Source organism: Nitrincola alkalisediminis, assembly GCF_009821115.1.
Classification (GTDB): Bacteria; Pseudomonadota; Gammaproteobacteria; order Pseudomonadales; family Balneatricaceae; genus Nitrincola; species Nitrincola alkalisediminis.
Map to the genome: position 1 here is coordinate 28,737 of NZ_VYTY01000009.1, position 12,741 is coordinate 41,477.

Annotated in this window: 13 protein-coding genes; 6 read left to right on the plus strand and 7 right to left on the minus strand. The window is 45.9% G+C overall.

All coding sequences use genetic code 11. The annotated features are described in order from the left end of the window. Positions 1-3 precede the first annotated feature (3 nt). From ctaD to F5971_RS13830, 4 genes are all read right to left on the minus strand, one after another. A complete protein-coding gene (ctaD, locus tag F5971_RS13815) occupies positions 4-1,569 on the minus strand; it encodes a cytochrome c oxidase subunit I (protein ID WP_425489363.1) in 1,566 nt (521 codons plus the stop codon). Positions 1,570-1,662: 93 nt separating this feature from the next. Next, positions 1,663-2,808 carry a cytochrome c oxidase subunit II gene (gene coxB, locus F5971_RS13820; protein ID WP_081763752.1) on the minus strand — a complete coding sequence of 382 codons (1,146 nt, stop codon included), beginning with the start codon at positions 2,806-2,808 and terminating at the stop codon, positions 1,663-1,665. Between the two features lie 100 nt (positions 2,809-2,908). After that, a complete protein-coding gene (locus F5971_RS13825; RefSeq protein WP_081763751.1) occupies positions 2,909-3,082 on the minus strand; it encodes a DUF2970 domain-containing protein in 174 nt (57 codons plus the stop codon). Positions 3,083-3,152: 70 nt separating this feature from the next. Then, entirely contained in the window at positions 3,153-3,671 is a 519-nt protein-coding gene (locus F5971_RS13830) for a retropepsin-like aspartic protease family protein (RefSeq protein WP_237748528.1), read from the minus strand. Positions 3,672-3,906: 235 nt separating this feature from the next. Between F5971_RS13830 and F5971_RS13835 the strand changes: the two genes are divergently transcribed. Together F5971_RS13835 and F5971_RS13840 are read left to right on the plus strand one after the other, a co-directional pair. After that, a complete protein-coding gene (locus tag F5971_RS13835; RefSeq protein ID WP_036508944.1) occupies positions 3,907-5,625 on the plus strand; it encodes a Na/Pi cotransporter family protein in 1,719 nt (572 codons plus the stop codon). A 192-nt stretch (positions 5,626-5,817) separates the two neighbouring features. Next, positions 5,818-6,018: a hypothetical protein gene (locus tag F5971_RS13840; RefSeq protein ID WP_193495459.1), complete on the plus strand. Its 201-nt coding sequence runs from the start codon at positions 5,818-5,820 to the stop codon at positions 6,016-6,018. A gap of 53 nt (positions 6,019-6,071) precedes the next feature. On the opposite strand, the gene F5971_RS13845 is transcribed toward F5971_RS13840, so the two are convergent. From F5971_RS13845 to clpS, 3 genes are read right to left on the minus strand one after another with little or no spacing between them, the layout of a single operon-like run. Continuing rightward, complete coding sequence (locus tag F5971_RS13845; protein ID WP_193495461.1) at positions 6,072-6,950, minus strand: DMT family transporter; 879 nt, start codon at positions 6,948-6,950, stop codon at positions 6,072-6,074. Between the two features lie 41 nt (positions 6,951-6,991). Then, positions 6,992-9,253: an ATP-dependent Clp protease ATP-binding subunit ClpA gene (gene clpA / locus F5971_RS13850; protein ID WP_193495464.1), complete on the minus strand. Its 2,262-nt coding sequence runs from the start codon at positions 9,251-9,253 to the stop codon at positions 6,992-6,994. A gap of 13 nt (positions 9,254-9,266) precedes the next feature. Beyond that, a complete protein-coding gene (gene clpS / locus F5971_RS13855) occupies positions 9,267-9,602 on the minus strand; it encodes an ATP-dependent Clp protease adapter ClpS (RefSeq protein ID WP_425489359.1) in 336 nt (111 codons plus the stop codon). A gap of 258 nt (positions 9,603-9,860) precedes the next feature. Here clpS and F5971_RS13860 point away from each other — a divergent pair, with 258 nt between their 5' ends. The 4 genes from F5971_RS13860 (at position 9,861) to F5971_RS13875 (ending at position 12,725) form a co-directional block, all read left to right on the plus strand. After that, complete coding sequence (locus F5971_RS13860) at positions 9,861-10,073, plus strand: cold-shock protein (RefSeq protein ID WP_036508905.1); 213 nt, start codon at positions 9,861-9,863, stop codon at positions 10,071-10,073. Between the two features lie 131 nt (positions 10,074-10,204). Then, positions 10,205-10,864, plus strand: coding sequence for a pseudouridine synthase (locus F5971_RS13865; RefSeq protein WP_193495466.1), 660 nt, complete (start codon positions 10,205-10,207; stop codon positions 10,862-10,864). A 44-nt stretch (positions 10,865-10,908) separates the two neighbouring features. Beyond that, positions 10,909-12,024: a tRNA 2-thiouridine(34) synthase MnmA gene (mnmA, locus tag F5971_RS13870; protein WP_036508899.1), complete on the plus strand. Its 1,116-nt coding sequence runs from the start codon at positions 10,909-10,911 to the stop codon at positions 12,022-12,024. Between the two features lie 2 nt (positions 12,025-12,026). After that, positions 12,027-12,725 carry a lysogenization protein HflD gene (locus tag F5971_RS13875; RefSeq protein ID WP_036508897.1) on the plus strand — a complete coding sequence of 233 codons (699 nt, stop codon included), beginning with the start codon at positions 12,027-12,029 and terminating at the stop codon, positions 12,723-12,725. Positions 12,726-12,741: the final 16 nt, after the last annotated feature.

Sequence of the window (12,741 nt, forward strand, 5' to 3'; positions counted from 1 at the left end):
CCATTAATGTCGACTCGGAGAGTCAACTTCAGGTACAAATTTAGGTGGCGTTTCAAACGTATGGGTCGGTGCTGGACAAGGCACTGTCCATTCCAAGCCTTCAGCACCTTCCCATGCCTTAGCCGGCGCTTTTTCACCACCACGAATGGCTTTTACCAATACCCAAACAAAAATCAATTGCGAGAAGCCAAACAAGAAACCACCAATGGATGAAATCATATTAAAATCTGCAAACTGCAAGGCATAGTCTGGAATACGGCGTGGCATGCCAGCGAGACCTGAGAAATGCATAGGGAAGAAGGTTAAGTTGACGCCAATCACCGATAACCAGAAATGCCAGCGCCCCAGTGTTTCGTCTGCATAATGGCCTGTCCATTTCGGCATCCAGTAGTAGGCTCCCGCTAAAATAGCAAAGAGCGCTCCCGGAACTAACACATAGTGAAAGTGAGCTACTACAAAATAGGTATCATGGTATTGAAAGTCAGCTGGCACAATCGCAAGCATCACACCCGATAAACCACCGATCGTGAACATCACAATAAAGCCGAGTGCAAAGAGCATCGGGACTTCGAAGGTGATCGATCCTCTAAATAGAGTCGCTATCCAGTTAAAGACTTTCACCCCTGTTGGAACCGCAATCAACATGGTTGAATACATAAAAAACAGTTCGGCAGTCAAAGGCAAACCCACCGTGAACATATGATGGGCCCACACAACAAAGGATAACAGCGCAATAGAGGCGGTTGCATACACCATCGATGCATAGCCAAATAAACGTTTGCGCGCAAAGGTAGGAACAATCAAGGATACGATACCAAAAGCAGGCAATATCATGATGTACACTTCAGGATGACCAAAAAACCAAAATAAATGCTGGAACAAAACAGGGTCCCCACCCCCTGCTGCATCAAAAAAGCTGGTGCCAAAATTAATGTCCAATAACATCATCGTCACAACACCGGCTAACACGGGCATTACCGCAATAAGCAAGAAAGCGGTAATGAGCCAGGTCCAAACAAATAACGACATATCCATCAAGCGCATGCCTGGAGTGCGCAAGTTTAGAATCGTCGCAATTATGTTAATAGCGCCAAGAATAGAGCTTATCCCCGCTAAGTGGATAGACATAATAAAAAAGCTGGTTGACGGCGGTGCATAGGTCGTTGATAGAGGCGCATAGAATGTCCAGCCAAAATTCGGTCCACCTCCTTCCATTAACAGGGTTGATAATAAGATCCCAAATGCGACCGGCAATAACCAAAAACTGAAATTATTGAGCCGGGGCAGTGCCATATCCGGCGCACCAATCTGCATGGGAATCATCCAGTTGGCCAGCCCGACAAATGCCGGCATAATCGCGCCGAAAACCATGATCAATCCATGCATGGTTGTCATTTGGTTAAAGAATTCGGGTTGTACATACTGCAATCCAGGTTGAAACAACTCAGCCCGAATGACCAGTGCCATGGTTCCACCAACAAACAGCATCAGCAGAGAAAAGAGCAAATAGAGCGAGCCGATTTCCTTATGGTTAGTGGTTAATACCCAGCGCATAATGCCCGTTGGCATCTGAGCAGAGTGATGTCCATGCTGCTCAGCTGTACCGACATTTGGCTGAAGAACCGCGTGCGTTGATTCAGATGCCATCTCACTCACCTCTTATTATTGTGAACCCAACAAGTCACGGATTTCAGCGGGTTGAACACTATCGGCGGTATCGTTGCCCCAAGCGTTTCGCTCATAGGTAATAACTGCGGCTAATTCGGCGGCAGACAGCGTCGTTCCGAATGCAGGCATAGGCGTACCTGTCTTGCCATACAGCACAATATCGATATGGGCTTGTCGAGCGTTTGGATCAATGGAAATCCCAGTGCCTGCCAGTGCAGGGAAGATAGGTGGAAGCCCTTTACCATCCGGTTGATGACACGCCGCACAATAGGTATTGTACGTTCCTTCACCTCGCGCCATCAGTTCATCCAACGCCCATTCCCTGTCGGCACCCTGTGCTTCCGCCATGGCGGCGTCACGCTTGCTTGCCAACCATGCCGTATACTCCTCTTCCGACACAGCCTTGACCTCAATGGGCATAAACGCATGGTCACGACCGCAGAGTTCGGCGCACTGACCTCGGTAGACACCCGGTTGATCAATTCGGGTCCAAGACTCGTTGATAAAGCCGGGGATGGCATCTTTTTTCACCGCTAAATCAGGTACCCACCAAGAATGGATCACGTCATTTGCCGTAAGCAATAATCGAATCTTGCGACCCACTGGAACCACCATCGGCTCATCCACTTCGACCAAGTAAAAGTCGCCGCGCGCTTCTTGACCGTATATTTGCTCTCTAGGGGTTGATAGATTACTAAAAAAGCTGACATCCTCACCCAAGTACTCATAACGCCAGCGCCACTGATACCCTGTCACCAAAATATCAATATCGGCATTACTCGTGTCGTACATCTTTTTTAAAGTGGCAGTGGCGGGAATCGCCATCACCACCAAGATCACCATTGGAATGGCCGTCCACATAATTTCAACAAAGGTGTTCTCGTGGAAGTGTGCAGATTTAGCACCCTTTGATCGACGATACTTAAATAAAGACCAAAACATGACGCCGAAGACAACCACCGCAATTGCGATGCAAATCCAAAGAATCGTCATATGGAGATGAAAGACTTCTTGACTGATGTCCGTAACGCCCACCGGCATATTCCAACCCGATGAGGTATTAATTGAAGACGCATGAACATTGCCAAAGACTGGCAATAACGCAAATCCGAGAAATGCCGCAAATGTAAGCCGGATCATCACTCCCTCCTTTTATTGTTATCAATCAGGAAATGAAGCCAAACGTATTGAATGAATTGAGTCTAAGACAGGAATCTAGAACGCGCAAAAAAATAATTGATTATTTTGCAGCCAGATGCGCAACGAATGCGACCAATAGAATAAAGATAATTGTCATCAAAATTCCCACCCCTATGTAGGGCCAGGGGGATGTGCGTTGAAAATCCTTACGTCGATTTTGATCCGACTGGACGCCAAAAAAAGCGGCAAGGACGGATTTAATGATGTCTAACATAACGGGTCACCACTCAATTTGTGAGCAGTCTTGAGTATTGCCCACAGACGCGCAAAGCGCAAAGCGACAACTAAGGAAGTTTAAGCACCAAAACACCTGCGCGTTGATTAATCTCGAGATTACGCATGAAGCTCATCCCCAGCAAAACGATGTCTGATGACATATGGGGATTGATATGCCCTTCGACTAACTGCATTTGAATTCCACCGAGCTGAACCGTATTGAGCTGCGTTTGATATACCGAAACAACCCCGTTCGCCGTGCTCACTCTTACCGCCCGCCCAGGTGTAAGGCCCACTTTTTTCGCAACTCTTTCGGGCACACTCACAGTCGTTGCTCCAGTGTCCAACAAGAAGGTAACGGGGTGTCCATTAATGAATCCAGGAGCGATATAATGCCCATTACGATTGCTTTGCAACACGACTTCGGAGCTCACTTCAAGATCAATAACGGCCAAATTCCGATTAGGGTTATTACGCTGGTCCAAATAACCCGAAAAGTATAACGACAATAGAACCAACAACAAGATCCAAAAGGCAGCTTGAAAAAACCGTGTCATTCGCCGTTGTGTAGATGTGGATTCGGCCACTAGATCCCCTGCTTAAAATCGTAATATGAAACCAATTACGCCCGTTTACCGTCTCAGAATCAACGTTTTTGACCTAAAGTTATCTAAGTGGTTCGATGCCCTGCTGATTTATTGTCTGTTGATGATCACTTGGGGCTGTAACAACCCAACGCAGAAATAATGCAGCTGTCACAAATATGTCATATTTATGACATAAAATGTTCATCTAATTGTCATAAACATGCATAGGTAGGTCATGTCGTACACACTCTTTGATTTTTTACAACTCATTGGTTCGCTGGGTATTTTTATTTTTGGAATGAAAATTTTCAGTGAAGGCCTACAAAAAATAGCAGGCAATCGACTCAAAGGCATTCTCAGCGGAATGACGCGAAACCGTTTTACCGGCGTTGTTACCGGTTTTGCTACTACGGCCATCACCCAATCTTCGACCACCACGACCGTGATGGCGGTTAGCTTCGTAAATGCAGGCCTACTGACTTTCATCCAATCGACAGGCGTGATTATGGGGGCCAATATTGGTACAACCATTACCGCTTGGCTGGTTGCATTATTTGGTTTCAAGTTTAAAATCACACCGATTGCACTTGCCGTGATTGGCATTTTCTTTGTGTTCCTCTTCTCCAAAAATGCACGCTGGCGCAATATCGCCGAGGCTATGGTTGGATTTGGGATCTTGTTTATTGGGCTTGAGTTTATTAAAGGCTCTGTCCCCGACATTAACAGTAACCCAGCTCTCTTTAGTTTTTTAGATGGTTTCACTGAGTATGGCTTTTTATCCCTTATCCTGTTTGTATTTGTTGGTACAATTTTAACGCTACTAACACAGTCCTCATCTGCGGCAACCGCCATTACACTTGTCATGCTATTCGAAGGCTGGGTATCCTTTCCAGTTGCCGCGGCGATGATCTTAGGGGAAAACATTGGAACCACCGTCACAGCTAACATAGCGGCACTCGTGGGAAATGTGCATGCAAAGCGAGCCGCCCGCTTCCATTTCTTCTTTAATGTTATTGGCGTCATTTGGATGATGCTTCTGATCTACCCTGTTCTAAACTTAATTGACCATGTAGTCCAATACTTCACTGAATCCTCCCTATCGGTGATGAGTGGTGATATTGAGTCTAGATCCAATGCGACACTCGCATTGTCATTGTTTCACACATCCTTTAACGTATTGAACGTCATTATTTTATTTGCCTTAGTCCCCTATATTGTTCGATTTGTTGAATATATCCAACCGGAAAACGGCAGCGAGAAAGACGAGTTCCATTTACAATACATCAGCACTGGGATGATGACTTCCCCGCTGTTTGCCATTCAACAAGCACAGAAAGAAATTCAAATATTCGCTGGCATTATCGATCAAATGCATGGCCGTGTCAGTGAGTTGCTATTTGATCCTAGCGCTGACAAAGAAGCGCTCATCAAAAAACTACGTCAAGATGAAAAAGCAACCGATCGTCTCGAAATTGAAATATCAGACTACTTGGTTAGAATCAGCGAACGAACCTCATTGGAGCACGAACTCACTGAGCGCATTCACAATATGCAAGCCATGCTGAATGACTTAGAACGTATTGGCGATATTTATTACCAAATAGCAAAAATGGCAGAAAAACTAGAAGAATACCGCTCAAGCTGGCCAGAAGAAGCCTACGAAGAAATTAAAATCATGATGGATGTGCTGCATATCGCGATTACCAATATGGTGCAAAATGTTGCCAAAGAGCCACATGAAGTCAAACTAGATGAAGCAATTAGCCTTGAAAAACGTGTGAATAAACAGCGTAAAACCTTTCGTAAAAATCACTACAATCGCCTTGAAAATGGCAACTACGCTCCAAGAGCAGGCGTTGTATTTATTGATGCACTGAACCGTCTAGAGCGCATTGGCGATCATGTCATCAATGTCAATGAGTTTGCGTGCGGAAACCGAATCAAGCGAGAATAAACACCGCTTCGTAATGACAAGTGCCAGTAGGACTTTCCTGCTGGCACCCTGTTTGCTCTACCGCAAGGCTTGCTCGGGTTTCACTGTGTGATGCTTCATAGATATGTGGAGATCATCGACTTTTGTTTTTCATCCTGGAAATTGGTTAATATAGACTTTTATTTTTCATAACCAACAAGAGATCATACAAAAATGAATCAGCGAGATGCCGATTTCTTTCGTCCAAAGCACCGCCGAGTGGTTGCCGTTATAGTTTGCTTGCTGTGGGCAGTATTTGAGTGGGCGACAGGTGCACACTTTTGGGGACTTGTTGCTACAGGTATCACTTTTTATGCCTATTGGAGTTTTTTTCATACCTATGAAGAGCAGGACTCTTCATCTGATTCTGATTGATAAGAGAGAGCACTTGCTGGCTCTCTCTTATCCCTTGGCTAACACGCCATCCCTTATGAAGCCGGTCGTCCCAACAACAATCGCCAACGACTGACCAGCAATGCACTGAAAATCAAACAGCAGCCTAACAGCTGTATCCCCGTCATCGATTCAGCAAACCAATAAACGCCTAAGATTGAGGCCCATACTGGCTCCAGTGTCATAATCACAGCCGCATGACTGACAGGCGCCATGCCCTGAGCTTTCACCTGAATGAAAAATCGCATACAGGTGCCAATCAAGATACTCGCCGCGAGCCAACCCAATAAGGATTGACTGGGCAAATTGGGAGCGGACTCAAAGGCCAAGGACCCCAGCAAGCCAATCATCCCCGTTACCGACAACTGAATAGCCGTCAATGGCCAAACTGGAAGCTTGGCAGCAAAACGACTGTTCAAGTTAAAGTGTAACGAGAAAAGCAGCGCCGACGCCAAAAAAAATAGATCCGACGTCGATAAGGAAAAGCCGCCTTCAATGCGCAAAAAAACCAAGCCAATCAGCGCAATACCCATTGCCACCCAGGTACTGCGAGCGGCCTTTTCGCCAAACAGGAGGCGTCCAACAATCGGTATAAATACGACGGCTAAACTGGTCAGAAAAGCCCCGACTCCCATGTTATCGGCAAAGAACAAGCCCATAATCCAAAACATCATGGCAATCCCCATGACGCAACCTGTCAAGAGCGCTCTTCGCCAAGCTTGAGGTGTGAAGGTGCGCAAGCGACTCCATCCAGGAATCGCTAACAAAAGACCTGCACCTAAAAAACGAACACCGATAAAAAACAATGGCTCCATGCCATTTAACGCTTCACGTGAGAATACCCAACTGATTGCTGCCAGCAAGGTTACCAAGACTAGCAGCAAATCAGAGCGTATCGATTGTTGTGTGACCATGTATGCCCTTACGGCGACTCCCTAAAGATCTGTCTTTGGAGTTACGCTTCTGCCATTTCACAGGTTAAACAAATTTCAGAATCACAGACATCGATGTGAACTTCCCCACCTCCTTCCGACAATTCACCAAACAAAATCATTTCAGCCAACGGTTTTTTGATTTTTTCCTGGATCAAACGACGCATAGGACGAGCGCCCATTTTGTCATCGTAACCATGCTCTGCCAGCCAACTGCGAGCCGCTTCGGACACTTCCAGCACCACCGCTTTGTCATCCAACTGTGCCTGCAACTCTGTTAAGAACTTATCCACCACACCCTTAATAATATCCAAGGATAAAGGCTTGAATTGCACAACAGCATCTAAGCGATTACGGAACTCAGGGCTAAACAGACGCTTAATGGCTTCCATGGCATCCGTCGCATGGTCTTGTTTGCTAAACCCAATGGAAGGACGTCCCATGGCCTCGGCTCCAGCATTAGTGGTCATGACTAACACCACATTTCTGAAGTCTGCTTTACGGCCATTATTATCCGTCAAGGTACCGTTATCCATCACTTGAAGCAGGATATTGAAGACTTCCGGATGCGCCTTTTCAATTTCATCTAACAACAACACACAATGCGGTGTTTTGGTAATGGCTTCGGTCAGCAAACCACCTTGGTCAAAACCGACATATCCTGGCGGTGCACCAATCAAGCGCGATACGGTATGTCGTTCCATGTACTCAGACATATCAAAACGAACCAACTCAATGCCTAAAATACGCGCCAACTGGGATGTGACTTCCGTTTTACCGACGCCTGTTGGACCTGCAAACAGGAAGGAACCCACTGGCTTATTGGGCTCTTTTAAGCCAGCACGAGACAACTTGATCGCGGCCGACAGCGTATCAATGGCCTCATCTTGACCGAGCACCACCATTTTAAGGTTGCTATCCAGCTTTTTAAGCTGATCCTTATCGGAAGCTGAGACACTTTTTGGAGGAATGCGCGCTATTTTTGCCACAATCGCTTCGATTTCAGGAACATCAATCACTTTCTTGCGATTTTCGGGCTTCTGCAAACGTTGATAGGCACCGCTCTCATCAATCACATCAATCGCTTTGTCTGGCATATGCTTGTCATTGATATAACGATCTGCCAATTCCGCAGCCGATTTTAGGGCAGCATCCGTGTACTCAACCTCATGATGTTCTTCAAAACGTGAGCGTAAGCCCTTGAGTATTTGATAAGTATCTGCAACGCTAGGCTCAAGAACATCCACTTTTTGGAAGCGTCGAGCTAACGCACGATCTTTTTCAAAAATGCCCCTAAACTCTTGGAACGTCGTTGAGCCTATGCAACGTATTTCTCCAGAACTCAGCAAAGGTTTGAGTAAATTGGACGCATCCATCGAACCACCGGACGCCGCACCTGCACCAATAATGGTGTGAATTTCATCAATAAACAGAATCGATTTAGGTTGATGACGAATTTCATTCAGCAAGTTCTTCAGGCGCTTTTCAAAATCACCGCGGTATTTTGTACCGGCTAACAACGCCCCTAAATCCAGTGAGTAAACAACACTGTCTGCAATGATATCTGGCACTTGCTTTTCAACAACAAGCTTTGCTAAACCTTCAGCAATCGCTGTTTTGCCCACGCCCGCCTCACCCACTAATAAGGGGTTATTTTTACGACGGCGCGACAGTATCTGAACAACTCGTTCTACTTCATGATCACGCCCCACAAGAGGATCAATCCGTCCCAAAATGGCTTGCTGGTTTAAGTTGACGGCATAGAGTGATAAAGCGCTCTGGCCCTTTTCAGCCCCTTCATTGCCTTCAGACTCGTCGTTATTACGCTGTTCAGACGGCTCATTGCCACCTACCTTAGAGATGCCGTGGGAAATAAAGTTAACAATATCCAAGCGTTCGATACCCTGCTGCTGTAACACATACACAGCATGGCTTTCTTGCTCGCTAAAAATCGCCACCAGCACATTGGCGCCGTTAACATCTGACTTACCCGATGACTGCACATGGAAAACAGCTCGTTGCAACACTCTCTGAAAACCAAGCGTGGGTTGCGTTTCCATCGAAGCAAAAGTATCAGACAAAATTGGGGTGGTTTCATCAATAAAGTTTTGCAACTGACTGCGCAGACGTGGGAAATCAGCCCCACACGCCATCAAGACCTCTGCTGCCTCACGATTGTCCAGTAACGCCAGTAGCAGATGTTCAACCGTCATAAACTCATGACGCTTATCTCTTGCCGCCCGAAAGGCAGCGCTCAATGAATCTTCCAGTTCACGATTTAACATGACGGCTACCTCTCTAGACCTGCTCTACTTGACATAATAAAGGATGTTTGTTGGCTTGAGCGTATTGGGTCACCTGTGCCGCTTTAGTCTCGGCAACATCACGTGTATAAACCCCACAAACTCCCTTGCCTTGCTGATGAACGGCCAACATGATTTGAGTGGCTTTTTCTTCATCAAGATTGAAAAATACCATAAGCACCTCGACCACAAAGTCCATAGGTGTGTAGTCATCATTTAACAACACCACCTTGTACATGGGTGGCTTCTTCAGTTTAGGCTTAGTTTCCGCCGTTGCCAATTGACCATCAGAATGTTGGTCAAACATATCTCCATCATCTTGGTGTGCCATTACATTTTCCATCTTACTATCGTTATGCATATCACACTCAAAGTCATCATTAAACATAAAATTTGGACTTAGTTCTTTTGTTGGATATCTTTTACGTAATATAATTCAACTCGCAGGAGTGGTATTTAGTATCAGCAGTCCCTGCATGGATGTAAAGACACGTATCCAGTTTCTTTTGAATCTGTCACGGCTTACGTGTTAAATGTTGAGTTCAGGTCAATTATAGGCCTGAAAAAAAGGGATATTGGGGAGCGAGTTATGAAGACAGGTAAGGTCAAGTGGTTTAACAATTCAAAAGGATATGGTTTTATCCTTTCAGAATCCTGCGATGAAGAATTGTTTGCGCACTTTTCTGCAATTTTATCAGATGGTTATAAAAGTCTGAAAGCTGGGCAAGACGTCCAGTTCGAAACTAAGGAGGGCCCAAAGGGATTGCATGCCATCAATATTCGTCTCTTAGAATCTCAGTAATCAGTTCGCTTTTATGAGATAGCAAACACAAAATTCAGTCCTATTTATTTATTAATAGGACTTGATGGTTGTATGTGTTTGCCACATTGCTTACCCTAAGGCATTGTCTTAAGCCATTTGTTTGTGTTGCCATGTCTAAAATTCTTTTATTCAACAAGCCATATCAGGTTTTAAGTTGCTTTACGGATCCAGAAGGACGGTCTACCCTATCCGACTTTATTCCGGTTCCAAATGTATATGCAGCCGGACGTTTGGACTTCGACTCTGAGGGTTTGCTGTTACTCACTCAAGATGGCGCATTGCAGCAGAAGCTCACCCATCCTCGCTTCAAACTGCCTAAAACCTATTGGGTGCAGGTTGAAGGCATACCCGACGACACAGCACTTGAGCAACTGCGTAAAGGTATCATGTTAAAAGACGGCCTAACCCTCCCGGCCGAAGCCCGCGTCCTGCCTGATCCTAACCTTTGGCCACGCAATCCGCCTATTCGTGAACGCAAACATCTGCCGACTACTTGGATCGAGTTGATTATTCATGAAGGCCGAAATCGACAAGTAAGACGTATGACGGCCGCCGTTGGCTTTCCAACGCTCAGACTCATTCGCTATGCAATAGGCCCCTGGACGCTGGCACATCTTCAACCGGGTCAGTGGCTCACGACTCAAGTCAATCTGCCCGCTTCAGAACCTAAACACACTAAAACAGCAGCACGCACAAAACGTCCTTCACCCCGCTCACCTAGCGCAGTCTCCCCTAAAAGCACTAAGAAGCAGAGCACACCCGGAAAATAACTGGTATAATATTCGCTTTATTTTGATAAAGATTACGGCGAGAAATGACTGATCTTTCACACACCAAAGTGATTGTGGGTATGTCTGGAGGTGTCGACTCTTCAGTTTCGGCTTTGTTGTTGATGCAGCAAGGCTATCAGGTCGAAGGCCTGTTTATGAAAAACTGGGACGAGGACGACGGTACCGAGTACTGTACGGCTAAAGACGATCTAGCCGATGCTCAGGCTGTTTGTAACACACTTGGCATACCCCTTCATACGGCTAATTTTGCGGCAGAGTACTGGGATAACGTCTTTGAACATTTTTTAGCTGAATATAAAGCGGGGCGTACACCCAACCCCGATATTTTATGTAACCGCGAAATCAAGTTTAAAGCTTTTCTGGAGTACGCCCAATTTTTGGGAGCGGATTTAATCGCCACCGGTCATTATGTTCGTCGTGCAGATATCAATGATCGCACCTACCTCCTTAAAGGACTCGATGGCAATAAAGATCAGAGCTACTTTTTGCATTTAGTTGGTGAAGAACAACTCAGACTCAGCCTTTTTCCAGTTGGAGAACTCGATAAGTCAGACGTTCGTGCCTTGGCCGAGCAACACGGTCTCATTACACACAATAAAAAAGACAGCACAGGTATCTGCTTCATCGGTGAGCGTCGCTTCAAAGATTTTCTTCAGCAGTACTTACCGGCCCAACCGGGTAAAATTGAAACACCCGAAGGGATTGTCATCGGTGAACATACAGGGCTGATGTACTACACCATCGGTCAACGCCAAGGACTGGGTATTGGTGGCCTGAAAGACTTCTCGGAGGAACCCTGGTTCACCTGCAATAAAGACTTGGATCGCAACGTATTAATTGCCGTACAAGGCCAACAGCATTCGCTACTTTACTCCGAATGGCTGACCTGCAGTGATATTTTCTGGATTAACGGCCCTGAAATAGAATTGCCTTTGCGCTGCAAAGCAAAGGTTCGTTATCGCCAATCGGATCAGGCTTGCCTGATCGAACAACAAGAAAACGGTTCATTTTTAGTTACATTCGATGAACCGCAACGCGCTGTCACGCCAGGACAATCTGTCGTGTTTTATCGGGATGATACCTGCTTAGGCGGCGCTGTTATTGAAACCACTAGTCGTAGTTTAAGTAGGGTCAGCTAAGCATGTCACGACAGCATGATGAACAAGTAATTGCGCTTGCCGGTGTTTTTCAAGCCGCCAATCTCGTTAGCCAAATCGCTCGCCGCGGAATGGTGCCACAGAACAGCTTTGAAACCAGCATCGCAAGTTTATTTATCACCAATCCTGACCTAACCGAAGATATTTTTGGTGGCGTCAGAGATATTCCGTTTAACTTAAGCGTCGGCCTTCGCTCTTTGCAAGAGCTGTGCGATAAACAAAAATCAGAACAAAATGCCGATATGATGCGTTACGCGCTCAGTGCGATTCATCTAGAGCGTAAATTAAATGATCGTCCAGATATGCTGCAAACCATTGGCCAGCGCCTTGAAGGTTTGCAAACAAAAGCACGCTATTTTAACCCTGATTTATCCGAACCGTCTGAAAATGAGCTTGATCAGGGTGCGTCGTTTAATCCATCCCAATACACACACAGCAATGTCATTGCGGGCCTTGCCTCTCTGTACCAGGACACACTGAGCACCTTTAGTTTTCGTGTGCAAGTTGGCGGTGATCCAAGACACCTGCAGAATCCTGACAATGCCGCTAAAATTCGTGCGTTATTGTTAGCCTCTGTGCGTGCAGCCATGCTGTGGCGTCAGGTCGGTGGAAAACGCTGGCATTTGTTTTTCTTTAAATCCCGTGTGCGTCCTTCTTTAAAAAGAATTATGGCTAAGCACTAATCCTTTACTGATTAGC

What these genes read in the sequence shown, in the direction of transcription:
- ctaD (WP_425489363.1), bottom strand. Translation starts at nt 1,569, where the DNA reads ATGCCAACGGGCATTATGCGCTGGGTATTAACCACTAACCATAAGGAA.
- coxB (WP_081763752.1), bottom strand. Translation starts at nt 2,808, where the DNA reads ATGATCCGGCTTACATTTGCGGCATTTCTCGGATTTGCGTTATTGCCA.
- F5971_RS13825 (WP_081763751.1), bottom strand. Translation starts at nt 3,082, where the DNA reads ATGTTAGACATCATTAAATCCGTCCTTGCCGCTTTTTTTGGCGTCCAG.
- F5971_RS13835 (WP_036508944.1), top strand. Translation starts at nt 3,907, where the DNA reads ATGTCGTACACACTCTTTGATTTTTTACAACTCATTGGTTCGCTGGGT.
- F5971_RS13840 (WP_193495459.1), top strand. Translation starts at nt 5,818, where the DNA reads ATGAATCAGCGAGATGCCGATTTCTTTCGTCCAAAGCACCGCCGAGTG.
- F5971_RS13845 (WP_193495461.1), bottom strand. Translation starts at nt 6,950, where the DNA reads ATGGTCACACAACAATCGATACGCTCTGATTTGCTGCTAGTCTTGGTA.
- clpA (WP_193495464.1), bottom strand. Translation starts at nt 9,253, where the DNA reads ATGTTAAATCGTGAACTGGAAGATTCATTGAGCGCTGCCTTTCGGGCG.
- clpS (WP_425489359.1), bottom strand. Translation starts at nt 9,602, where the DNA reads ATGGCACACCAAGATGATGGAGATATGTTTGACCAACATTCTGATGGT.
- F5971_RS13860 (WP_036508905.1), top strand. Translation starts at nt 9,861, where the DNA reads ATGAAGACAGGTAAGGTCAAGTGGTTTAACAATTCAAAAGGATATGGT.
- F5971_RS13865 (WP_193495466.1), top strand. Translation starts at nt 10,205, where the DNA reads ATGTCTAAAATTCTTTTATTCAACAAGCCATATCAGGTTTTAAGTTGC.
- mnmA (WP_036508899.1), top strand. Translation starts at nt 10,909, where the DNA reads ATGACTGATCTTTCACACACCAAAGTGATTGTGGGTATGTCTGGAGGT.
- F5971_RS13875 (WP_036508897.1), top strand. Translation starts at nt 12,027, where the DNA reads ATGTCACGACAGCATGATGAACAAGTAATTGCGCTTGCCGGTGTTTTT.